Origin of the sequence: Marinobacter zhejiangensis (assembly GCF_900114775.1) — a bacterium.
In the GTDB taxonomy this organism is placed as follows: domain Bacteria; phylum Pseudomonadota; class Gammaproteobacteria; order Pseudomonadales; family Oleiphilaceae; genus Marinobacter; species Marinobacter zhejiangensis.
The window spans coordinates 974811-998271 of record NZ_FOUE01000001.1 but is presented as its reverse complement, the minus strand read 5'-3'; the positions used below and the strand labels follow the sequence as shown (position 1 = coordinate 998271).

The 23461-nt window shown below is 60.5% G+C and carries 22 protein-coding genes; 7 read left to right on the top strand and 15 right to left on the bottom strand.

Annotated features, from left to right (window positions below; genetic code table 11):
- Positions 1-27: 27 nt before the first annotated feature.
- The 11 genes from BMZ67_RS04470 to BMZ67_RS04420 are packed head-to-tail and all read right to left on the bottom strand — an operon-like array spanning position 28 to position 9776.
- Entirely contained in the window at positions 28-1812 is a 1785-nt protein-coding gene (locus BMZ67_RS04470; RefSeq protein ID WP_092020679.1) for a pilus assembly protein TadG-related protein, read from the bottom strand.
- 13 nt (positions 1813-1825) lie between these two features.
- Entirely contained in the window at positions 1826-2092 is a 267-nt protein-coding gene (locus BMZ67_RS04465; RefSeq protein ID WP_092020678.1) for a hypothetical protein, read from the bottom strand.
- Positions 2093-2094: 2 nt separating this feature from the next.
- Positions 2095-2775: a tetratricopeptide repeat protein gene (locus BMZ67_RS04460; protein WP_092020677.1), complete on the bottom strand. Its 681-nt coding sequence runs from the start codon at positions 2773-2775 to the stop codon at positions 2095-2097.
- 16 nt (positions 2776-2791) lie between these two features.
- The gene (locus tag BMZ67_RS04455) at positions 2792-3661 is read right to left on the bottom strand and encodes a type II secretion system F family protein (RefSeq protein ID WP_092020676.1); all 870 of its coding nucleotides are present in this window, start codon (positions 3659-3661) and stop codon (positions 2792-2794) included.
- On the bottom strand, positions 3654-4571 hold the full coding sequence (locus BMZ67_RS04450; RefSeq protein WP_092020675.1) for a type II secretion system F family protein: 918 nt from the start codon (positions 4569-4571) through the stop codon (positions 3654-3656). The genes BMZ67_RS04455 and BMZ67_RS04450 overlap by 8 nt, the downstream gene beginning before the upstream one ends.
- Positions 4549-5727, bottom strand: a complete 1179-nt coding sequence (locus BMZ67_RS04445) for a TadA family conjugal transfer-associated ATPase (protein ID WP_217642449.1) — start codon at positions 5725-5727, stop codon at positions 4549-4551. Before BMZ67_RS04445 ends, BMZ67_RS04450 begins: the two co-directional genes overlap by 23 nt.
- Before the next feature lie 14 nt (positions 5728-5741).
- Positions 5742-6944, bottom strand: coding sequence for a CpaE/TadZ family protein (locus BMZ67_RS04440; protein ID WP_092020674.1), 1203 nt, complete (start codon positions 6942-6944; stop codon positions 5742-5744).
- 3 nt (positions 6945-6947) lie between these two features.
- Positions 6948-8117 (bottom strand): type II and III secretion system protein family protein, encoded by a 1170-nt coding sequence (locus BMZ67_RS04435; RefSeq protein WP_092020673.1) that lies wholly within the window; start codon positions 8115-8117, stop codon positions 6948-6950.
- Complete coding sequence (gene cpaB, locus BMZ67_RS04430) at positions 8107-8982, bottom strand: Flp pilus assembly protein CpaB (RefSeq protein WP_092020672.1); 876 nt, start codon at positions 8980-8982, stop codon at positions 8107-8109. The genes BMZ67_RS04435 and cpaB overlap by 11 nt, the downstream gene beginning before the upstream one ends.
- Before the next feature lie 57 nt (positions 8983-9039).
- On the bottom strand, positions 9040-9516 hold the full coding sequence (locus BMZ67_RS04425; protein WP_175481826.1) for a TadE/TadG family type IV pilus assembly protein: 477 nt from the start codon (positions 9514-9516) through the stop codon (positions 9040-9042).
- A gap of 29 nt (positions 9517-9545) precedes the next feature.
- Positions 9546-9776 carry a Flp family type IVb pilin gene (locus BMZ67_RS04420; RefSeq protein WP_092020670.1) on the bottom strand — a complete coding sequence of 77 codons (231 nt, stop codon included), beginning with the start codon at positions 9774-9776 and terminating at the stop codon, positions 9546-9548.
- Positions 9777-10363: 587 nt separating this feature from the next.
- Between BMZ67_RS04420 and BMZ67_RS04415 the strand changes: the two genes are divergently transcribed.
- Entirely contained in the window at positions 10364-10987 is a 624-nt protein-coding gene (locus BMZ67_RS04415) for an Npun_F0296 family exosortase-dependent surface protein (protein WP_092020669.1), read from the top strand.
- Between the two features lie 59 nt (positions 10988-11046).
- On the opposite strand, the gene BMZ67_RS04410 is transcribed toward BMZ67_RS04415, so the two are convergent.
- On the bottom strand, positions 11047-11802 hold the full coding sequence (locus BMZ67_RS04410; RefSeq protein WP_092020668.1) for a fructosamine kinase family protein: 756 nt from the start codon (positions 11800-11802) through the stop codon (positions 11047-11049).
- A gap of 44 nt (positions 11803-11846) precedes the next feature.
- Here BMZ67_RS04410 and BMZ67_RS04405 point away from each other — a divergent pair, with 44 nt between their 5' ends.
- The 4 genes from BMZ67_RS04405 to BMZ67_RS04390 all read left to right on the top strand — a co-directional run bounded on the left by BMZ67_RS04405 (position 11847) and on the right by BMZ67_RS04390 (position 15474).
- Positions 11847-12248: a YkvA family protein gene (locus BMZ67_RS04405; RefSeq protein ID WP_092020667.1), complete on the top strand. Its 402-nt coding sequence runs from the start codon at positions 11847-11849 to the stop codon at positions 12246-12248.
- Positions 12249-12313: 65 nt separating this feature from the next.
- Positions 12314-13090, top strand: a complete 777-nt coding sequence (pomA, locus tag BMZ67_RS04400; RefSeq protein WP_092020666.1) for a flagellar motor protein PomA — start codon at positions 12314-12316, stop codon at positions 13088-13090.
- 8 nt (positions 13091-13098) lie between these two features.
- Entirely contained in the window at positions 13099-14013 is a 915-nt protein-coding gene (locus tag BMZ67_RS04395) for a MotB family protein (RefSeq protein WP_092020665.1), read from the top strand.
- Positions 14014-14265: 252 nt separating this feature from the next.
- A complete protein-coding gene (locus BMZ67_RS04390) occupies positions 14266-15474 on the top strand; it encodes an ammonium transporter (RefSeq protein WP_092020664.1) in 1209 nt (402 codons plus the stop codon).
- Positions 15475-15549: 75 nt separating this feature from the next.
- Here the strand turns inward: BMZ67_RS04390 and BMZ67_RS04385 are convergent, their stop codons facing one another.
- Positions 15550-18711 carry an efflux RND transporter permease subunit gene (locus tag BMZ67_RS04385; protein WP_092020663.1) on the bottom strand — a complete coding sequence of 1054 codons (3162 nt, stop codon included), beginning with the start codon at positions 18709-18711 and terminating at the stop codon, positions 15550-15552.
- Positions 18704-19936, bottom strand: coding sequence for an efflux RND transporter periplasmic adaptor subunit (locus BMZ67_RS04380; protein ID WP_092020662.1), 1233 nt, complete (start codon positions 19934-19936; stop codon positions 18704-18706). The genes BMZ67_RS04385 and BMZ67_RS04380 overlap by 8 nt, the downstream gene beginning before the upstream one ends.
- 108 nt (positions 19937-20044) lie before the next feature.
- Here BMZ67_RS04380 and BMZ67_RS04375 point away from each other — a divergent pair, with 108 nt between their 5' ends.
- Together BMZ67_RS04375 and BMZ67_RS04370 are read left to right on the top strand one after the other, a co-directional pair.
- A complete protein-coding gene (locus tag BMZ67_RS04375) occupies positions 20045-20473 on the top strand; it encodes a potassium channel family protein (RefSeq protein ID WP_175481825.1) in 429 nt (142 codons plus the stop codon).
- 137 nt (positions 20474-20610) lie between these two features.
- A complete protein-coding gene (locus tag BMZ67_RS04370) occupies positions 20611-22797 on the top strand; it encodes a putative bifunctional diguanylate cyclase/phosphodiesterase (RefSeq protein WP_092020661.1) in 2187 nt (728 codons plus the stop codon).
- Here BMZ67_RS04370 and BMZ67_RS04365 read toward each other — a convergent pair.
- Positions 22742-23401: an energy-coupling factor ABC transporter permease gene (locus tag BMZ67_RS04365; RefSeq protein ID WP_092020660.1), complete on the bottom strand. Its 660-nt coding sequence runs from the start codon at positions 23399-23401 to the stop codon at positions 22742-22744. The two genes, BMZ67_RS04370 and BMZ67_RS04365, sit on opposite strands and share 56 nt — an antisense overlap.
- Positions 23402-23461 lie beyond the last annotated feature (60 nt).

The following is a 23461-nucleotide window of genomic DNA, read 5'->3' as shown; positions in this document are numbered from 1 at the left end:
TTACCCATATGGCCCGTCCAGGTGGTCCTATAGCGGCTCGCCTTCATTGGCCAGCCGTACGTTTTCAATCAGTTGAGTATAGCTCTGATCTCCAGCAGTCACCGTCACATTGATGCCACCAACCCCGACACCCAGCACCTCCAGCAACGGATTCACTAACACCGTGGTCAGACTTTGGGTAACGTCGTACAGGAGGTCCGATACCAGGGGGGTAACCAGGCCGACCAGTGGCGTCAGGTCTACCGCGCCCAACTGCGTCTCCAGCAGCGCCAGGCGGGTCACATCCACATCGAGATCCAGGCCGGATAGCCCCGCACCGGGATCTTCATAAGTTCGGCGGCTGCAGCCATCCTGCGGCGAACAGTACAGTGGGTAATCGGGTTCAAGCATCACCGATGCCGACTCCCCTGGCAGACCACCGGAGATTTCGGCTTCCAGATTCAATAACGAGTCGATAGTCAACAGCCCAGCCAGCAGGCTTACTTTGCCAATATTGGCATCAATCGGCTGGATCACCACATCACCGGTGTCAGGGTCGATAGTGCCAGTTCCCAACTCCAGCAGCTGGCGTTCGAGTTCCATGCCAAACTGCACCTCATTGCTCACCCCCCGGGCACACATCGCCGACGACAGGTAACCACTGCCGCCACCCAGGTCCACCGCCAACGGGATGGTCAGGTCGGCCAGCTCCAGCTTCACTAGCCCAAGCAGGTCTAGCGGCGGGATACCCGCCTGAACAATCACTTCGAGACTGATATCCGGGGCGTAGAACACCCCTTCCCATTCCCCGTCCAGGTTCTTCCGGGCCGGCACATCGAAAATGTACTTGGGGGCCCGGTTTACGTACAGGTTCACTTCCAGGCTGTTACCGTCAATGGCGGAAATCAGGGGCAGCGCCCCCAGGTTCGTCAGCGCCAGCGCAGCCCCATTCAGCAGCTGTTGTTCACGGATGACATTGAGCAGCAGACTGTTCACCAGCCCCAGCAACTCAACCGGGTTGTTATCGGGAACCCGGGTATCCCCCAGCGCGGTCAGTATGTCGGAAATCTGCAACGTGGAAATCCCGGCTGCGCCCACCAGATCATCCAGCAGCTCGCCGGCCGGCGTGGCGTTGCCGGCAATTTCCCGTAACGCTGCTGCCAGTTCGTCCGCGCCCAGGGGCAAAGCGTCTTCCAGGTTATCAACACCCAGCAACGACAATACCTCACCCAGTTCGACAAAGGTGTTCTCCAGACTACTCAGACTGGTTGGATCCAGGGTGTACGATGGATCCTGGAACACCGCGCCCAGCAGTCCCCCCAGCACACCCTGATGGACAGCAAGGGTCGATCCGGCAGCACTGAGAGAAGCCCTGACTTCCTTACGCACCGCTGTCGAAGCCGACAGGGTGATCGAGCCCAACACGGATTCAGGCAGCAGTCGGGAGATCGATTCTTCCCGGCTCAGCAGGACCCGCACCGCATTACTCGCGGCAATGTCGTTAACCTCCTGGAACAGCAGCTGACTCGGGCTGTCCGGATCTGGTACCAGCACACCCACTCGCAGATCCAGGTCTTCCGCCGCCCCGGAGAAGCCCTGGGCCTGGGCCGCAGCCAGCGCCCGGGATTTCATTGCAGCGACACTGACATTCACGCCACCACAGGCCTGGGTCGCCTCGGCACCCGCTGATGCCGCGGCATTCGCCTGATTTTGCAGGTCATTGCGGACGCCGTAGATACGGGCACCGTCCACCGCCATCACCGTAAACAGGACGATGAGGGTCAGGATCACCGGGGTGATGAAAATGAACGCCCCACGTTGCCGCTGCAACATTGCGCTTCTCCTGTTACTCGTCCTTGGTATTCAGGTCCGCCATACGTTCGGGCACCGGGCGACGGAAGGTTTCCGAAATCCGCTCCTGGGTATCGACATAGACCTGGGTGGACAACTCGCCCTGCTCTGGCGGCCCGGAGTCGCGCTGACGCTGCAGTGCCTGCTCGGTCTGGGTCCGGGGTTTCGCTTCGATTACCGTGTCCGACAACCCATGGGGGTATCCGCCAGCCTGGCCAACCAGGGGTAGCGCCAGCATGATCAGTCCGTAGCGATACTTCATGTTTACCTCCTGAGGGTTCCGGCCAGCCGCTGGGCATGGGCGATTTCATCCACCCCAAACCCATAGCGTTCTGTGAGCAGCCGCAGGCCATCGTCGTTGTTGGTCAGCAGATAGGCCGCTGCTAGGTTCTGGCGCACGGGTCCCTCACCGTCCAGCAGTTCAAGCGCCGTGCGCAGTTCATAAGCGGCCTGCTCATAGTCGCCGTTCAGCAGGAGCGCATAGCCGTAATCGTTGCGAATGTTGCCCGATGACGGCGCCTCGGCGCGGGCGATGCGCAGCTGGGTCACCCCCGCTTCGGTACGCCAGCTCTTCAGCAGGACCATCCCCAGGCCATGAAAGGCTTCTGCGGTGTCGCACTCTTCCGCCAGTGCCCGGAACAGGTTTTCGGCGGCCTGCAGTTGCTGGGTGGATGCCAGCAAGCGCCCCTTGCGAACCCAGTGATCCGGAGTCGACAACGACTCGCTCTCCAGCTGCGCCAGCGCCGCATAGGGTTTGCCAGCGTCCGCCAGACGGTCCACCAGATCCAGGTGTACCTGAGCTTCCGGCTGAATATTGGCGTTGCAACGAACGGCCAGCGGTTCCGAAGCAGGCTCCCGGGGCTCTACCGGCGTGGTGGCACACCCGGACATCATCACCCCCAACAGGGAGAGGGTGGCCAGGCGCCGTAAGCAGTTTCGTTGCATGTGGACTTCCTTTTTCTTATCGGGACAGGGTTTCGGCGATCGATATGACCGCCGGACCACCAATCAAAGTAAACAGAGCGGGCAGCATGAACACCATCATGATGATCGTCATCTTGGCGCCAATCCGGTTGGTGTCTTCCTTCAGCCGGCTGCGCTCCGCATGCTGGGCTTCCTGGATCACCTGATCCAGGCTGTGGGACACCCCCGCCCCCAGTTTGCTGCTCTGTTTCATCAGGGCGACGTAATTTCTCAACACCACGATGCGCTTGTTCCGGCCGAGCTCATCCAACGCCAGGGAGCGGTCGGCACCCGCCTCCATCATCCGGTTGAACCGGTCCAGGCGTATCGACAGCCTTGGCATTACGGGTCTGGCCTGGGCCGCAATCAGCCGCAGTGACCGCTCAATGGACAGTCCTGCCTCCATCAACATCCGGGTCATGTGGCACAATTCAATGGCTTCCAGGTTCTGCGCCTTCTCAGCGGTCACCGCCATGGAGCGGATAATTCGCCTTGGCAACAGAAATCCCCCAACAGCCACCAGGCTGCCCCAGACAACTCCGGAGAAGGCAAACCCGGCAATAATGGCAACCGCAGGCATGCCCCAGCACATCAACAGGTAATCGATGCGGGCCTTTTCCTCCGTGCGCCCGGTGATTTCCAGCGCTTCGCCCATTTCTTCATAATCTCCCCGGATCGCCGGGTGGGCGGTGAAACGCTCCGCCAGCGAACTCAGCCAACTGTCGGCCACCTCATCATTGCGGACCCCGCGGAAACGCAGGCGGGCCAGTACCCGGGATCTCAATCGCCACTCAGGGACTTTGACCAGGGCAATCCAGACCGACGCCAAGGCCAACAACAGCGACAGGGAAAACAGCAGGTTATTCACGGCCCACCCCCTGGATCATGCGCCAGATCAGCACCACACCCAGCAACTGCAGCACCCCGGCCACGATCAACATGGTGTGGCCGGTCGCAGTCTCCAGCAGCACCCGCGAATACTGGTCGTTGATGGTGACCATATACAGTGCAAGCCCTGGCGGCAGGATCGCAAAGGTCACGGCGGTAAAGCGGGTTTCCGCCGTGGCCGCCAGGAACTCCCGACGCATCTCCTGCTGGGAACGGAGGGACGAAGCCACCTGCTGCAACACCGGACGAATGGACGAACCAAAGCGGGACGCCGTCCGCAACGATATCGACACCATAATCAACGCCGGAATGTGGTAGATGGCCGCAAAATCTTCAAACAACCGGGTATAGTCCCGGCCGGCCTCTACGGCACTGCGCAGCCGGAACACCAACGGTTCAAAAACCGGCGAGGCATCCTCAAAGGCATGGATCAAACCGTGTTCCAATGACCGCCCTGCATCCATGCTCCGCAGCACCGAATCAACGATTCCGGGCAACTCTTCATGGATAATCCGGCGCTGCTTCTGGAACCGGACCTTCCAGTACATGACACAGACCGAGACCAGGAAAAACACGGTGACCAGCGTGACAACGGCACCCTTAAACACTGCGACCAGGAACACCGCGATCAGCGTTACCAGTACAACCATCAGCGCTTTACGGGGAGACAGGTTGATGTCGGCCTGAACCAGAAACTTTTCCAGCGGCCCCAGCCTTACCCGGGCAACGTTGCTCGTTCCCAGTTCCTGGGTCGGCGTCAACCGGCCCTGTACCCGCTGCGCCAGCGCCCGCCGCGACTGCAGCCAGTGCCATAGCATCTGCCCACCCAACAGCAACAAAGCAGTCAGGGCGGCCAGCAACGCCAGCTTATACCAGCCCAGACTGCTCATTGAGGTCGCTCCGGTACAGGTATTCCATATCGCAGGGATTATCCGGGGTTGGCTTCATGGCCACCACTTCACTGATGTAGCGGCGGCCATTGGGCAACCGGACCAACTGGACGATGAGGTCGAGGGAGGAACCGATCAGCCGCCCGATGGCCCGCTCCCCAGCGTCGTAACCGTTGACCGCCAGCAGCGTCTCAATACGGATGATGGCATCCCGGGCGGTATTGGAGTGGATGGTACTCATCGACCCCTCATGGCCGGTGTTCATGGCCTGGAGCAATTCAATAATTTCACCGGAACGAACCTCGCCCAGAACGATCCGGTCCGGACGCATCCGCAGTGCATTGATAACCAGCTCCCGGGCACTGATCCGGCCGCTGCCTTCGGTGTTCGCCGGACGGGTTTCCAGGCGCACCACATGGGGGTGGTTGAGGGCCAGTTCGGCGGAATCCTCAATGGTCACCACCCGTTCATCACGAGGAACGTATTGGCTGAGCAGGTTAAGGATGGTGGTTTTACCGGTACCGGTACCGCCACTGACCAGGATATTTCGCCGCGATTCCACCGCCTTGATCAGCAAAGACAGGCATTCCGGCGTCATCGACCCACTGTTGACCAGGTCATTGGCGGTCAGGTGGTTCTGGGTGAACTTCCGGATACTGATGGAGGGTCCGTCCAATGCAATGGGCGGGATGATGGCGTTGACCCGCGAACCGTCCGGCAGCCGGGCATCCACCATCGGACTCGCTTCGTCCAGCCGTCGCCCGAGGGGCGATATGATTCGGCGGATCACCCGAGTCACATGGTCATCATCAATAAAACGGGTATTGGCGCGCTGCAGGACACCGGAAATCTCGACAAAGACGTCTTCCGGGCCGTTCACCAGAATATCGTTGACCCGTTCGTCGGCCAGCAACGGCTCCAACGGGCCAAACCCGGTTACTTCATCAAACAGCTCCCGAACCAGGCTGGTAAGGTCGTTGGTGGACAAAGGCACCCGGTGCAGACTGATAAACCCGGTGATGTTGGTCTCGACAAAATCGAACAGCGCGTCGCGATGGATCTTGCCAACCTCAATGCCTTCTTCATCCAGCCGCTCCACCAGAAAATAGTGGACGCGCTTTTTCAGTTCCTGAAATTCCGGGTCAATTCGAGCCAACGGTCATCCCTCCCTCAGGCCCGCCCCTGGGCTTCTTTCGAACGTGTCTGCTTGCGCTGCGCCGCTCGCTGTTCATCCGCCCGTTTCAACAGGCTTTCAAACTTGCGGTTGAAGGCCGAGCGCCGTGGCAGGGTGTGCACCGGGATACCCGCGTTCATCGCCAACAGACGGTTGGCCCAGTCCAGAGGCAGGGCGCCCAGAGACGGCACGCCGACGGCGCTTTCCAGCTGGTCGAGCCCGGGGGGCACCTTGTCCTCATAGCCATCCACCAGCAACAGCCGGTTACACCGCTCCGACAGTTCCGCGTCCCAGGACTGGAGTTTTTCCCGGGCCAGGTGCGCCTGCTCCACCACCGGATGAATGGTCATAACCAGGTTGGAGACCTGCAACCCGATGACCTTGATCCAGAAGTCCGCCAGCAGCGGGTCAACGTTGATCACAATGGAGTCAAACATCTGCATCAACTGGCTGAACGCGATGAACAGATCGGTGCTCCGCTCTTCGGTCAGACTTTTCAGTGGCAGGTTGCCGGCCAGCATCCGTAACCCTGGCACATACTCTTCCAGGGCGGTATCCACCAGGGTTTCATCGAGGGTATCGGAGCTCACCAGCAGATCATTCAGGGTCAGCCGGTTGTTGGAATCCAGGTAGAACACGTGGCGTTCCGTCGCCGCGGTGTCAATCGCCAGGATCCGTTTGCCGGGATGACGTTTGGCCGCAGCAAAGGCGTAGCTTTGGGTCACAAAGCGGGTGTCGACGGTTGAACTGACACCGGTCAACAGGTTCACTACCGCACGGTGACTGGGGGCGCTGGCCTTGCCCTGACTGGCGGCCGGTGCTTTCTCGCGGGTCAGCAGGGCCTTGACCTGGGCGCGCATTTCCTCGGTGTCGCTGTCGGACAGGAAGCAATCCCGGGCGCCCGCCCGCATGGATTTCAGTAACTGTTCCTGAGTCACCCGTTTGGCCAGGGTGACCACGTTCAGGCTGGGGTAGGATTTGACCAGCGCACTGATCACCCGCAGCGACCGGTCCGGCTGGGCCTCGTCGAAGGTCACAAAGACCAGGCAGCTGTGGGTAGCCTCCACCATTTTGATGACCCGGTTCAGGTCGGAACTGGCAACGAATTCGATGGGCCAAGCGCCATCCAGCGTCCGCTCCAGCCAGACCCGAAGCCCCAGGTCGTCGGCAACACAAACGATAATGTCCTGGTTTTCCATAGCTTACCAACTCAGTCCGTGCTTGACCGGCTCGGAGCCACTGGCTGAGCCAGTCGCCATATCAAGCCACCTGATACTGCTGTTGTGATACTCCGCACCGATGTTGGCCGGGGCCTGCTGGTCGGCTCCGAAGGGCGACACGATGTGCGGTGTCACCACCATAATCAGCTCTTTATCTTCCTGGGCGATGCGGTCTGAGCGGAACAGGGCACCAAGAATGGGAATGTTACCCAGCCCCGGGATGCGATCACTGTTGTTGATGGTATTGCGGCTCACCAGACCACTGATAATGAAGGTCTCGCCGGGGCCCATCGACACCGTGGTTTCGGTTCGCCGAACCCGCAGACCAGGTACTGCGACACCACCAGTTTCAACGCCGCTACTGAAGTCGAGCTCGCTGACTTCCGGTGCCACCCTGACGATGATCTGCTGCTCACTGACCACCGTTGGGGTCAGGCTTAGGCTGATACCGAAGTCCTTGAATTCGATTTTGACGGAGTCGTTGTCATTGGCCACTGGAACCGGGAACTCGCCCCCGGACAGGAACGTTGCCGACTGACCACTGAGGCTGGTCAACGATGGCTGGGCCAGGGTGTAGGCAAAACCACCCGACTCCAGTGCATTGATGATCGTCAGCGAGTTGGCGCCGAGGCTGAACAGGTTGAAGCCATCGCTGGACAGCGGCGCCAGCGCGGCACCCGGTCCGGGGAAGCCGCGGAAGCCCTGGCCTGGCGGAGCCACACCGACCGCCGAGTTACCACCATCAAACAGACGAGCATAATAGAAGCCGAGGGAATTCAACCGGCTACGGTTGACTTCGACAATACGGATATCGGTCTGAACCTGGGTGCCGAACGGCATGGTGTCACCAAGAGTCGGCGCAATGACTACCGGCGCACGCAGCGGCTGGTCGCTGCCGCGCTGCCAGACCGACAACACCGCAACACCTTCCTCAAGGGCCGTTACAATCAGTTCACGGTCCCCGGATACCGAGACCGCAGCTGTCGCAGGATCGGACATCGCCACCTTGGTCAGTGGCTGGGGGAATGACAGCACTTTCTGCTCACCCTTGCTCAGGGCCAACGGGGCGCCCTCGCTGATCGCCTGGGCTGCTGCGCACCAACACAACAGGACTACGACCGACAACACACGGCCAATGGCGTTAGCGTACATAGACACTCCTTTGCTCAGCCCCTTCAAACACCTGAACGCGACTGCCGGCCGGCCGGCTTGGCGCCGCTCGCGGCGGCGGAGGGGGCGTCGGGAACAGATCGTTGAGGTAGGTGGGATCGGGGTTATTCGCATCGACGATGGCCTGGGCCGTCGCCGGTTGGGCGTCGCTCTCCGCCCCGGCCAGGGCAGCCAGGCGAACATCACCTTCGTTGGACGCCAGCAACAGTGCCGCGACATGATCATCCGGCACCGCCAGCACAACCGAGGCATTACGACGTCGCTCGTCCTCACTGACCCCTTCGCCGGAATAGGCGACGCCTTTAACGGCGATGACCACGACGTTCCGCAACACCGTCAACGCAGCCGGTTCATTTTTGTCTGAACGATCGAAGGAGGCATAGACGTTGACCTCGTCACCCGGCTTCAGCAAACCGCCCACGCCAGACACATCATTCACCGGTATCGCAATCGCCTGGGTCCCGGGCTTGAGCAGCGACCGCACCAGGCTGCTGGGCTCCATCTGTTCCTGGCGCAACAGCTCCCCGGCCTGAATCATCGCCGCCAAGGGCTGACCAAACGTCACAGCATCCGCGGGAATGGCACCCTCGATCGGCGTGTCTGAACTGATGCTCTGGAAATGCTCGGCATCCAGCTCATCGCCTGGGGACATGGCCACCGTCGCCACCAGGTATTCGTGACGGGGCGGTGCAGCGGGCTGTGGCTCCGCCGGAGCGGCCACGGGTGATAAACCGGAGCCGGGACTGGATACTGGCGCCGGGGCTCGCATGAAACCAATGATGGCCAGAACGACCGCTATCAACGCAAGGGCCAGCGCCGGCAACGCGAACAACAACCTGGAATTCATACTTGTCACTGCTCCCTGCAATCAACGTCTAAGACCAGACAGAGACGGCCTGTGCCGTCAGATGGCAATCACCGATTGGACACTCAGCGTATCCGGGAGTGGTGGAAACGCCCCCAGGAAGCCAAAACTCAGGGTCGGTACAATCGGGTGCTCGCCACTGTTTACCGTGATACGGCACTGCAGCAGGTCAACCCCGCCACTGGCCACCATCCCACACTGGGTCGTACTGCTATCCACGCCCGCCGCCACACCCTCAGGCAGGCCATCGATCATGGTCGCCAGTGTAGCGGAGGACAAGGTCACAACGGCATTGCCCAAGTCCGCGCTGGAGTAGGCCCTGCGGTCAATCGTCATGGCACTGGTCACCGCCTGGTCCACCGCATCCTGCATCCGATACTTGCTGAAAAACAGCACACCGTAGGTTGCAGCGGCATAGAGCATCGCCACCACCAGCGGGAACAGCATCAGGAATTCCAGGGCAACAGCCCCCCGCTGGCGATTTTGCTGAGAAACTGCCACTTTCCAACCAGTCATCATCGACAACCTACTGCCTTGAAAGGGGCTTACTGGCCTGCGTTTTCGGCGCTATCAAACAAGCCGGTGAAGGCGTCTGACATTGCAGTTTTGAGCCCACCAGCGTCACTAGCCAGCACACCCACGACAATGATAATGGCCGCTGCCAGCACAATGTACTCCAGCGCAGTCGCGCCTTTCTGTTGCTTCGGAGAAGTCATCGCCAGTTGCGCTTTAACAAAGGCCTTGGTTGTCGCATTACGAACACTTGTCAATTTCATCGTCAGTCACCTTTTTTGTACATCTGTACTCGTTCATCCATATATCGCAACTATGCCCCCCGAGCGGTAGCCGCGCAAACCCTTTAAAGACAGTGATTTGTAATAAATTGTCATCCTTTGAATCCATTGAATGACATTGTTGCGCCAGCGTTTTCACATCCTCAGCGTTTGTTACCAACCACCGACATCAGGGGCACCTCCTTCAACTCAGGTGACACAATGTTACTTCTCCTCCATGTTCCCGTTATGTAAAACTTTCGACCCACACAGCCACTCAAACATGGCCTGGCACTGCGCAACTGTACCGGTCAATTATTCAACCGAAACCTAATCTGTATTGGCCACGAATCACCAGAATGTAAAATTTGTTAAACAGTTGATTGCCATATCTGTCCAAATTTTTTACGAAGTTTTGATTAGCACCACCAATTTCGTCAGCATTCTTTACAGTCAAGAGAGAATGCCCCGCCGACGTCAAAGCGCCATCCTAATGATTACTAACAACAATCAAGCGTTGGCACTCATCCTGCAGTTCCTTCTGAAGAAACCCGGCCCAACGAACACAGCATCTGGATGAGGAATTACCGATGAAGCGATTCAGCCAATGGATGACCGCCCTATCCCTGACCCTGGCCTTTACCGGCGCGCAAGCGACGGTGATCACCCACTCAGACCCCGGCGAAATGCATACGGATATTGCCGGCGCGACTGAAATCGATTTCGGCAACGGCTGCGGCTATGCCAGTTGCAGTGGTGACTTCCAGATTGTGACCGGAGACCTGAGCGGCCGTTATGCGGCACCCGCAGGCACCGAAAGCGACAACCCCTACCTGAGCGTCCCCAACCCCGTCAGCAGCGGCACGGCCGTTCTTGAACTGGGCGAGACCGCCAACTACTTCGGCCTGTATTGGGGCTCCATCGACAGCTACAACACCATTTCATTCTTCCTGGCGGGCGTGCTGGTGGACACCTTCACCGGTAACGATGTCAGCGTGGCAGCCGATGGCAACCAACTGGCCTCGGCCACCAACCGTTTCATCAACTTCTTCTTTGGTGACCTGCGGTTTGATGAGGTTCAGCTTGGCAGCGACGGCTACGCCTTTGAGAGCGACAACCACGCCTACGCCACTGTGTCTGAGCCCGGTACCCTGGCGCTGCTGGGTATTGCCCTCGCCGGCCTGGTGATGGCGCGTCGTCGCAAGCAGCACTGATCGCCAAGTTCATTGTCCACCCCCCGGCCTCGCCGGGGGCTTTTTCTGCCCCCACCGGTCTACAGGCTTTCAATCACCTTCAGGTGACGGCGACAGGCCGGCAGATAGCTAATGCCAAACAGGTTGTAGTGATTGAGGGTGTGATAGAGGTTATAGATCGACTTCTTGGTCGGGTAGGCGCGACTGCGTGGCAGGCCTTCATCATAGCCCTGATAAAAAGCCTCACTAAAGCCGCCGAACAATTCGGTCATGGCCAGATCCACTTCGCGATCACCGTAATAGACCGCCGGGTCAATCAGCCAGACCTCAGACTCCCCAAACAGCACATTGCCAGACCACAAGTCGCCGTGCACCAGGCTCGGGTAGTCACAGTGACGGTTCAGGAATGCCGCAAGGCGGCCTTTCTGGCGGGCCAGGATCTCGGCGAATCCCGACCGCACGGCATCATCGGCAATCAACCCGACCTGGTAATCCAGCCTCGACTCGACGAAGAATTCGCCCCAGTTTCCACTCAGCCGGTTCAGCTGGCGCGACAGCCCGATACAGTTGTCGTAGTCGAGACCGTATCGCGTCTGCTCCATCCGGTGCAGGCACGCCAGCCCCCGGCCAAGGCCGGACATCAGCGCAGGCGTTGGCGCGATCGCCTCGACCTGCTCCATCGCCAGCTCCTGTTCCGAGACCGACTCAACCCGTGGAACCCGCACCTCGCTCACACCTGCGTCTGCGAGCCCCTGAGCCAGCAAGGCCAGCCCTTTCGCCTCCAGGATCAGCGAATCCGGGTAGGGTGACCCATTGATTTTGCGGTAAAGTGCCATAGAAAGAGTCATAGTGAAGAGTATAGACCTGAAGGCAACCGCCCATGGCAAAGATCAGCCCCAAACAAGCCCGTGCCGCCCTGGACCAGGAGTCCGACAACGTTCGCCCGGACACGATGGAAACGTTGCTGGCCGAGCAAGCGCGTATTGAACAGAAGGTAAAGAGCGGTGGCAGACTGTCCCGCTTCAGCACCGACATCCGCCTGATGATGGACATGGTGGGGGACTACTGGCGCGGTGATTACCGGGCGGTACCCTGGAAGTCCATTGCGGCCGTTGCAGGTGCCCTGCTCTATGTCCTCAACCCCATGGATCTTATTCCCGACCTGATTCTTGGCTTCGGCCTGATTGACGATGCTGGCGTGGTCGCCGCCTGTCTCACCCTGGTGGAGGCCGACCTGCACCGCTACGCCGCGTGGAAAGCCACCCACCTCAACCGCAGCTGAGCATTGCGCCCCCACCGTGGGGACTTTATGCTGTTGTCTCTTTTGTCCTGTTCACTGGAGTCGCTGTGGATTTTGCCACCCTGATTGGCCTGGTGGGGGCCATCGTTCTCATTGCCTCATCCATCATCCTTGGCGTTTCACCGGATGTTTTCCTCAACATGCCTTCGCTGATGATCGTGCTCGGCGGCAGTATGCTGGTGGTGTTGGCGAAGTTCAGTTTCGGCCAGTTTTTCGGCGCCTTCAAAGTCGCCGTCCGGGCCTTCAAATTCAAACTCCCCGATACCGAAGCCAGCATTGACGAAATTATCGAAATTGCCCAGATCGCCCGCAAGGATGGCGTACTTGGCCTGGAAGGTCGGGAAGCCAGCTCACCGTTCCTGCAGCAGGGCATCCAGATGCTGGTGGATGGCCAGAACGCGGACACCATCAAGGAACTGTTGTCCAAGGAACGGTTGATGACCCTCGACCACAACCGCTCCGGCGCCAAGGTCTTTACCGCGTTTGCCGATGTCGGTCCGGCCATGGGCATGATCGGTACCCTGGTCGGCCTGGTGCAGATGCTCTCCAACATGGAAGACCCGAAGTCGATCGGACCGGCTATGGCGGTCGCACTGTTGACCACCCTGTACGGAGCCATGCTGGCCACCATGATCGCCGGCCCACTGGCCGACAAGCTGACCCTGCGAATGACCGAGGAAGCCCGCATGCAGTCGCTGTACATTGATGCCCTGGTGGCCATCCAGGAAGGCAAAAACCCCCGCATCATTGAGCAGCTGCTGACCAGCTACCTGCCCCCCAATAAACGCGACAGAAACGGCAACGCCGAACAGGCAGCCGGGTAACCACAGGTATGGACGAGCTACCGGAAGAGGAAAAGCCGGGTATTCCCGCCTGGGTGGTGACCTTCGCCGACCTGATGTCGCTGCTGATGTGCTTCTTTGTTCTGCTGTTGTCGTTCTCCGAGATTGACGCCCAGAAGTTCAAACAGATCGCTGGCGAGCTGTCCCAGGCATTTGGCGTCCAGCGGGAAGTGCCCGCATTGGAAATTCCCATGGGCACCAGCCCGGTCTTCGACCAGTTTTCACCGGCGCCTCCCGAACCCAGCCTGGTCAACGAAGTTCGCCAGTCCACCACGGAGCAGGCCCCGGAACTGGAAACCCTGCGCACCACCACGGAAGTCCAGATCCAGCAGCAGCTGGAGCGGCAGATGCAGCAAACCACGGCCAAGGTGGAGCAGGTGCTGGATGAGGCCATCCGTGATGGCCGGGTACAGCTGGCTGAGGACGAACACCGGATTGTCATCCGTATCGAAGAACGGGGTTCCTTCCCCTCGGGCTCTGCGGACGTGACCTGGGAGTTTGAAGGCCTGTTGCTGGACATGGCCGAAGTGTTTGCCGACATCCCCGGAAAGCTCACCATCGAAGGCCACACCGACAACATCCCGATTCGCAGTGACCGCTTCAAAAGCAATTGGGATCTGTCAGCGGTTCGGGCCTCGTCGGTGGCCAATGTGTTGCTCGAAAGCGGTGCCGTTGAGCCCCAGCGACTGGTGGTCAAAGGCCTGGCCGATACCCGCCCTAGAGCCAGCAACGACACTGAAGACTCTCGCGCCCTGAACCGCCGGGTTGAGATCATCGTCGACCTCAGTGGTCCGATGGCTGAAGAAGAGGCCCGCCTGCGGGAGCTGGTTGAGTCCCATCAGGGTCAGCCACTGGCACCCGACCTGGAACGCCAGACCACCCCCGCACCCAATCTGCAGTGGTAAGGCCATAACGAGGCCGTCACTGCACCATTTGAGCGCCCAAATACCCTGCCACCCCTCATTACGCCCCATTTTGGGGCGAAGTGATCCCGCGATCTCGGGGGCGCTCCCTGCCCCGCCCCAAAAAACGGCACCTGAAGCCCGTAAACACTGACCACGCTCCAATCTGGAACAGGGTTTGCTTATTACCCTTCGTTCTCATGCACAACCCGCCCCGACAACCACCGGGCGGACAATAACCAGGAGCGACAACCCGTGGATATCACGAGTGCAGTACACACGCTGACCCAAAGTGCCAACACCCTCTTCATCCTTCTGGGCGCGATCATGGTTCTGGCCATGCACGCCGGCTTCGCATTCCTTGAAGTGGGCACCGTCCGCCACAAGAACCAGGTCAATGCGCTGGTCAAGATCATGACCGATTTCGGCGTTTCCGCCGTGGTCTATTTCTTCTTCGGTTACTACATCGCTTACGGCAATCACTTCATGGCCAGCGCCAGTGAACTGACCGCCAACAGCGGCTACGAGCTGGTCAAATTCTTCTTCCTGATGACCTTTGCCGCCGCCATTCCCGCCATCGTCTCCGGCGGCATTGCCGAGCGTGCCCGCTTCTACCCGATGCTGATTGCCTCCGGCCTGATTGTTGGCGTGGTCTACCCGTTCTTCGAAGGCATCATCTGGAACGGCAACTACGGCTTCCAGGGCTGGCTGGAGAACCAGTTTGGTGCAAGCTTCCATGACTTTGCCGGCTCTGTCGTGGTGCACGCCGTTGGGGGCTGGGTTGCACTGGCCGCCATCCTGCTGCTGGGCGCCCGTAAAGGTCGTTACCGCAATGGCAAGGTCGTTGCCTTCGCCCCTTCCAACATTCCGTTCCTGGCGCTGGGCGCCTGGATCCTGACGGTGGGCTGGTTCGGCTTCAACGTCATGTCAGCACAAACCCTGGACGGCATCAGCGGCCTGGTGGCGGTCAACAGCCTGATGGCCATGGTCGGTGGTGTGCTGGTCTCCATGGTGCTGGGCCGCAAAGACCCCGGCTTTATCCACAACGGTCCCCTGGCCGGGCTGGTCGCGGTGTGTGCCGGCTCTGACCTTATGCACCCGGTCGGTGCGCTGATCACCGGAGGCATCGCCGGCGCCATCTTCGTTTACCTGTTTGAATGGGCCCAGGCCAAGATCGAGCGCCTGGACGATGTACTCGGGGTATGGCCACTGCACGGTGTGTGCGGTGTGTGGGGCGGACTCGCTGCCGGTATCTTCGGCCAGGAAGCTCTGGGAGGCCTGGGTGGCGTCAGCCTGATGGCACAGATCATAGGTTCCGTGGCGGGCATTGTGATCGCGTTTGTTGGCGGCCTTCTGGTCTACGGCATCATCAACGCCGTCACCGGCCTGCGCCTGAGCGAAGAAGAAGAGTTCAATGGCGCCGACCTTGCCATCCACCGGATCGGTGCCACCGCCATCGAGTAATGCTGAACCTCAAACCCGGGGATCAATCCCTGAACAGCCATGACCTGCGCCCGGCTCTGCCGGGCGCAGCTGTGTTTACACCGAGGGCTCGCTCAACTCGCCGTTCGGGGCAACCGCTCCCGGCGTATCACCCCGGGTTTTGTAGCGTTCCCGGAATCCTTCCAGGTACGACAACAACGCCGGAATAACCACCAGCACTAGCATGGTCGATAGGCCCAGGCCAAAGGCAATCGACGTCGCCATCGGAATCAGGAATTGCGCCTGCAACGAGGTCTCGAACAGCAGCGGCAGCAGCCCACCGATGGTGGTCAGCGACGTCAGCAACACCGCCCGTACCCGCTGTACCACGGCCTCATTCAGCGCCGCTTCGATGGACAGGCCTTTGGCCCGCTGCTGGTTATAGAACGCCACCAGAATAATCGCGTTGTTGACCACGATCCCTGACAACCCGAACAGACCAAACAGCGACAGGATCGTCAGCTGCAGCCCCATCAACCAGTGCCCCAGTAACGCTCCTACCAGAGCAAAGGGAATGATGGCCATGACAATCAGCGGCAGACTCCAGGACGCAAACACCCAGACCAGCACCACGTACATTAAGCCGAGCCCGATGACGAGGCCCGTTCTCATGTCCGCCATGGTCTCCCGTTGATCCGCCGAACGCCCTTCGAAACTGTAGTGCAGGTTGTAACGACGGCTCAGGTCAGGAAGCACCGAGGCCTCCAGGCTCTCCAGTGCCCGGTCGGCGGTGATCACCGACGTATTCAGCGCCGCGCTGACATCCACCGCAAGCTCGCTGTCGGCGTGGCGGAGGGTCTGGAAGCCCTGGCGGTGGTCCAGCGTCATGACCTGGTCCAGGGGGACAAAGCGACCGTCCGGAACCCGCACCGTCAACCGGGACAGGATACCCAGTTGTTCACGCTGGTCACGGGGCAGCTGTACCCGTACCTCAATCTCATCGCGGCCATCCTGGTAGACCTGGGCGATACGACCATCAAACGCCGCCCGTAACTGCCGCCCCAGGCTTTCAGTGGTTAGTCCGAGGGCATCGCCAAAGGCATTAACGCCATAGATCAGCTGTTCACGCCCCCACGGCATATTGTCGGTGGTATCCAGGGCACCCGGCAGCGAGCCGATCGCCTCGGCGAGTTCATCGGCCGCCTGACGCAGGCTGAGGGCGTCGGTGCCACTGAGACGGATATTGACGTCCTTGCCCGGCGGCCCGCCCCGACGTTCATCAATCGCCAGGGTTTCAAGGCCGGGTGGCAGTGTCAGCCGGTCCCGCCACGCGGAGAGGAATTCAGGGTTACGCACGTCCCGCTGGTCCGGCCCGACCAGCTCCACCATGATCGCCCCCACCTCATCGCCAGTCCGGGATGGGCCATCCGGCACCAGGGTTCGACCATGGTTGGTGACCGCATGGAGGATCAGCCCCCCGCCCAGCGCCTCGTCGGCGTCGTTCAGAGCCTGCTCCATCTCACCAAGAAAAGCGGCCACGGTGTCTTCGTGGGTGCCCGCCACAAAGCTGACATTGGCGTAAAACACCGACGGTTCGGGGGTTGGAAAGAAGTTGAACTCCAGCCGCCCACCGGCCAGCAAGCCAGCGGTAACCAGGCTCAGGGCCAGGGCGGCGCTGAGGGTGATGCCCCGGTGGCGAAGGGTGGTCAGCGACAGACGACGAAACCAGCCCTCCCGAAAACGGTCGAAACCGACCTCAAAGCGCTGGCGGAAGCGTTCAATCATGCCGCCGCTTCCGGTCGCCTTGGGTTTCACCACAAAGGCATGACGCAGGTGTGCCGGCAAGACGATAAAGCATTCCAGCAGGGACGCCGCCAGCACACAGATCATCACCACCGGAATGTCCTTGAGAATGTTGCCGATAATGCCACCCACCACCAGAAGGGGCATGAAGGCAGCCACGGTGGTCAGGGACGATGCCAGCACCGGCCACACCATGCGCTTGGCCGCGCCCTCCGACGCATGCATGGAGGGTTCGCCCATGCGGAAATGCGCATCAGCGTCCTCACCCACCACAATGGCGTCGTCGACGATCACCCCCAAGGCCATGATCAGCGCGAACAGCGACACCATATTGATGGACCCACCGATGCCCCACAGGACCGCCATCGCCGCCAGGAACGCCGTGGGGATACCCAGCGCCACCCACCAGGCCACCCGGCCCGGTAGAAACAAGTACAGCACCAGCACCACCAGCACCAGCCCACCCAGGCCGTTGTTGATCAGCAGAGATATACGTTCATCAATGAGCTGCCAGTTCTCGTCGTACACCTCCAGCTGAACCGACGGCGGCAACGAGGGCCGGGTGTCCTCCAGCCAGCGATCCAGCGCTTCGGCGGCATGGAGCGAGTGCCCGTTCTCCGAGCGACTGAGTTGAAGCTCGATGGCCGGATAGCCGTCGCGGCTGAGGGTGGCCTGACTGGCCCGGGATTCCTGGCGAATCACCGCCACATCCCCCAGGTTAATCCTGACCCGGTCGCTGCTTACCAGCGGGATGGAGGCAAAGGCCTGCGGGCTGCGGCGTTGTTCCACCGCACGCAGTTCGCGGGTAGCGTCCTGATGCCCCAGCAACCCCGCCGGCAAGTCACGGGATACCGAGCGCACCCGGTCGGCAATCTCGTCGAGCGACAGTTGCAGGGCGTCCAGTCGCTCCACCGGCACTTCAATACTGATCTGCTGCTCCGGCAGGCCATTGATGGTGACCCGGTCGATGCCGCCCTGCAGCAGTTCGTTTTCAAACTGATAGGCCAGCATCCTCAGCTCATCCTGGCGCAGGTCGCCGTAAACCAGCAGCCGGGCCACCGGTTCATAGCGTTCCACCCGGGACACCAGCGGTTCTTCCGCATCCAGCGGCAGGTTGTCGAACTCGTCGACCTGTTGACGCACATCGTCCAGGGCCTGGATCGGATCGGTGCCTTCCTCAAATTCCAGCGATATCCGCGACAATCCCTGGGCGGACGTCGAGGTCATCTTCTTCAGGCCGTCAATGTTCCGCAGCCGCTGCTCCAGCGGCACCGTCAGGCCCTGCTCAACGTCCTCGGCCGAGGCGCCGCTCCACACCACCTGCACCGTTGCCCGGTCCAGCGCGAAGGTGGGGAAGAACTGGATGTTCATGCGGTTCAGTGCCAGAAACCCGCCCAGCAGCATAACCAGCATCACCAGATTGGCCGCCACCCGGTGATGGACAAAAAAGCCGATCACCCCCTGGCGCTTACGCATCTGCGGCCTCCGCGATCTCAACCTTGAGTCCTTCAATCGCATTGGGTAGGTGAGTCACAATCAGTTTTAGGCCGTCCACCAGCTCGGGCCCGGCAATCAGCGCCCAGCGCTCACCATTGCCCTGAAGCAGCTCACCACGCTGTTCGACCTGTAACCGCCGCATGCGCTGATCGTCAGAAACCACATAGACGCCGTTGTTGCCGTACAAGGCACTGTAGGGAACGGCCAGCACCCCGGCCAGTTCCGGGCGTTGCAACACCACCGGAACCATGGCGCCGGGCCTTAATGCGCCGGCGTCGCTGACCAGCCGGAAGATGGCCTCGGTACCGGCAGGGTCGCTCTCTCCGGCGAAACGTTGCATCTCAAACTCATGGGCGCTCTGGGTCGACAGCGCCAACGGGCGCCGGCCCTGCACCAGGGCTTCGGCCAGCTCGTCACGGTAGGCGTTGGGAACCTGGGCCCGCAGCTCCAGCCCGTCAATCGGGTACACCGCCAACAGCGACTGGTACTTGCTCACCTGATCCCCGGGAGCCACCCCAATGCGGGTAACCACACCATTAAACGGGGCCACCACCTCGCTACGACGCAGATCCCGCCGGGTTGCCTCCAGCCGGGCTTCGGCCCGGGCCAAGCGGGCCTGAAGACTTTGCCGGCGGGCTCCATGTTCATCGAGCGCGCGCTGCCGTGCCGTCAGGGTCAGGCGGGCTTTCGCCAACACATCAACCGCGCTTTCCAGCTGATCCTGGGAGGCCAGGTTACGGTTCACCAGGGTGCGGGTACGTTCCAGCTGGCGCTCGGCATTCGCCACGATGGCCTGCTCGTTCTCTAGCGCCTTGAGGTCGTTGTTATTGCGGATGTTTTCAGAGCGCAGTTGGGCGTTCAGGTCCAGCACATCGGCTTCGGCCTCCGCCAACAGTGGCTCCAGGTCTTCCGCTTCCAGCGCCACCAACAGGTCACCCTCAGCCACCCACTGGCCATCGTGCACCGGGCGTTCGGCCACCCTGGCCGCAACCGGCGCCGCCAAGGTCATCAGTTCCGGTGCCTGGACCTCGCCATACAAGGCCAGCTCAGGCCGATAGGCACGAAGGTTCACGGTTAGCGTATCAACCCGCCAGCTCCGTTCGACCGGCGCCACCATCTGGGGGGCGGGGCGGGTGGCCTTGAGCAGGAGGAATCCGGCGATACCGATGGCCAGTATCACCACCGGCAGTAATCGTTTGCGCATTTTTGTCATCGTTATGAGCGTCCGACGGGCGGGTTATATCGATATAGCTTTCAACTGGCTACAAACTATAAGTTACACTGATTCCTCCTGAAAACCCGGAACTGTCTCGTGACCCAGATAATTTTGGTTAACACCGTTGTGGTTTTGCTGGTGGTAGGCCTTCACTACGAGTTCCTGCGTAACCTGAGCGATATCATGTCCCGTTTTGGCCAGCGCCTTCACCGCGCCCGCATACTCCTGGCGGTCGTTGGCGCCCTGATCGCCAACGCCGTGGAAGTCTGGATCTTCGCCATTGCCTACTACCTGATGAACAACAGCGAAGGCTGGGGCCATCTGGAAGGCAACTTCAGCGGTTCCATGCTGGACTGCGTTTACTACTCCTTCACTACCTTCACCACTCTGGGGTTTGGGGACATCGAGCCGTTTGGTGCCATTCGTTACCTGACGGGCATTGAGGCCCTCACCGGCCTGATCCTGATCACCTGGAGTGCCTCGTTCCTGTTTGTTGAAATGCAGCGCTACTGGCCAACCCGCTGACACTAAGGTAGTGCAGTGATGTGACGCCCAATTGACCCTTGTCAAAGCGCGGAGCGTTAGTGCTAACCACAACGTTTTTTCGGCAACAAGTGTCTATATAATGCACACGCCTATCCACATGCCATTGCGATTACACCATGCCATCCCCTGCAAACCCGCCCGCTTCGGCGCCCCCCGTAGCAAACTGCCTTGCGCCGCTTGCAAGCTATACCCGAAACGCCGTTCTGGTCACCAACCCCCAAGGCCAGATTCAGTGGGTGAACAACGGTTTCGTTGAGCGGATTGGGATACCGGCAGAAGACATCATCGGTCGCGACCTGCAATCACTGTTGCAGCAGTCCCCCAACCAGCCGCTGTCAGCCAGCCGCATCGACGAGGGGCTTTCCGGGGGCACCGGTTTTGATGGCGAGGTGATGATCTACAGCCAGTCTGGCCAGCCGCTGTGGTTTAACATCAATTGCAGCCCGCTCAAGGAAGCGGAGTCGGGCTACGACGGTTTCGTCGCCATCCTCAACGACATCACCCGGTTGATGCTGTCCCGACAACAACTGCGAATTTCCGCCAGCGTGTTCGAACGCAGTCACGACGCCATCATGATTACCGATCAGGACAACCTGATCATCGACGTCAACCCGGCGTTCAGCCGCATTACTGGCTACAGCAAAGATGAGGTGATCGGACGCTCCCCCAGGGTTCTGAGCTCTGACGTCCACTCCAGGACGTTCTACAAGAACATGTGGAATTCGATTGAGGAAACGCAGTTCTGGCGGGGCGAAATCACCAACCGTCGCAAGAACGGCGAGCTGTTCACCGAATTACTGTCGATTACCCGGGTCCATATCGATGGCCCGGCCCAACGTCACCACGTGGCGGTGTTCTCGGACATCACTGAGCTGAAAAACCACGCCGAGCAGCTCAACCGGGTCAGTTACTATGACGACCTGACCGGTCTCCCCAACCTGCAACTGCTGCTGAAGCGGTTGAACCGCGACATTGCCCGTGCCGATAGCCAAAACCTCACCCTGGTGCATATTGATCTCGACGAATTCCGTCTGATCAACAGCCATTTTGGCCACAGTGCCGGCGACCATGTCCTGAACGAAGTCGGCCGACGGCTGAATGCCGCCGTCCGCGAGAACGACACCGTGGCTCGCCTCACCGGCGATGAGTTCCTGCTGCTGCTTCCAGAATGCCGCCAGGGCGAGATCGGACAACGGCTGCTCACGCTGCTGCACGAACCCATTGTGGTCGGTCCGACCAGCGTTCGTCTCAATGCCAGCCTGGGCATCGCCCACTACCCGCAGGATGCCAGCGACCCCCATCAGTTGCTGCGCCATGCCGGCCAGGCCATGCACCTGGTCAAGGACAGTGGCGGCAACGCTTACCACCGTTTCGATCCCAGCATGCTGCGCTACCGGGAAAAGCGCCGGGAACGGCTGCGGGAACTGCACTCCGCCATCGCCCGCGATGAGTTTGTGCTGCATTACCAGCCCCAACTCAACATGGCCACCGGCGAGATCATTGGCGCCGAGGCGCTGATCCGTTGGCAGCACCCCCAGCAAGGCCTGCTCTCCCCCGCCGAGTTCCTGCCCGTGGTCACCGGCTCCGATCTGGAGGCCCCGATGGGCCGCTGGGTGGTCCGCGAGGCGTTCCGGCAGTGCTCGCAATGGCACCAGGCGGGCCTGAACCTCAAGGTCAGCGTCAACATCAGCGCCCACCATCTGATGACACCGGACTTCCCGGAATTCCTCGCGGCGGAACTGGCAACCCATCCCGGGCTGTCACCCCAGAGCATCACGCTGGAAGTCCTGGAATCCACCGCCCTGGACGACACCCGGCGGGCCGGCAACGTCATTGAGGCCTGCCGCGCCATGGGCTTCGAGATCGCCCTGGACGACTTCGGGACCGGCTATTCATCGCTGGCCTACTTCCGCTCACTGCCGATCGACCTGATCAAGATCGACAAGAGCTTTGTCCGCAACCTGCTGGATAACGACAACGACCGGGCCATCGTCGAGAGCGTGGTGTTCCTCGCCAAGCGTTTTAACCGACCGGTGCTGGCCGAAGGGGTGGAAACCGCCGCTCACGCCCGTTTGCTGAAGGACATTGGCTGCGACTACATCCAGGGCTATGGCGTTGCCCGCCCCATGGCGCCGGGCAGGTTTACCCAGTGGCTTGCCCAATGGCACAAGAATCCACAACGGCAAACCCGGCCACTGTTGTGGGAGCCCCCCTGCGCGCCACCCAGCGACTTCGAAGGTGAGGAACCTAGCGATACCGCCGTGGATCCAGCGTCAGCAGCCGCTCAGGATGGAACACCATAAACCCGGTCACGACGGTGCCATTGACGAAGGCTTCCGGCAGCATGATCAGCGGCAGGTAACGCAGGTATTCGTGGACCAGGTCGTACCAGCTGTAGGTACCGGAACTCCACAACATCAGCACCATGCTGACGCCAGCAACCGCAACCGAGATGGCCGCGCCAAAGAAACCGCAGAAGAAGATGTAGGCAAAGAAATTACGGAAGCTGCGTCGGCGCTCCCAGCGCATGATGGCGTGGCTGACCAGTGCCGGCACCATGACGGTGATCAGGCTGTTGGCGGCGAATAACTGCCACGGCTCGCGGCCAGTCACCACCACCGCCAACGACGCCATCAGTCCGGCAAAGACCGCCAGTTCCCACCCCAGCATCAGGGTGACCGCCGTCATCCCAAAAATGTGAATCGTCAGCCCAGGCGACAGTCCCGCCCGAATCTGCCATAAAACCCCCAGCACCACGGCAGCTCCGAACAGGGTGTGCTGCAGCGCCTGATCCCGCTTCAGACGTTGCCAGTCCACCCGTCCGGCCGCCAGCCACAGGATGACCAGAAACAACCCTGTGGTGATCACCCACTGGGAAGAAGACAGGAGATTGAGGGTCATTCCCATGACGAAACCTTGCTGATCAACGGGCAGGCGGGGAGCCTGCCATTGCCGCCATGATAGCGG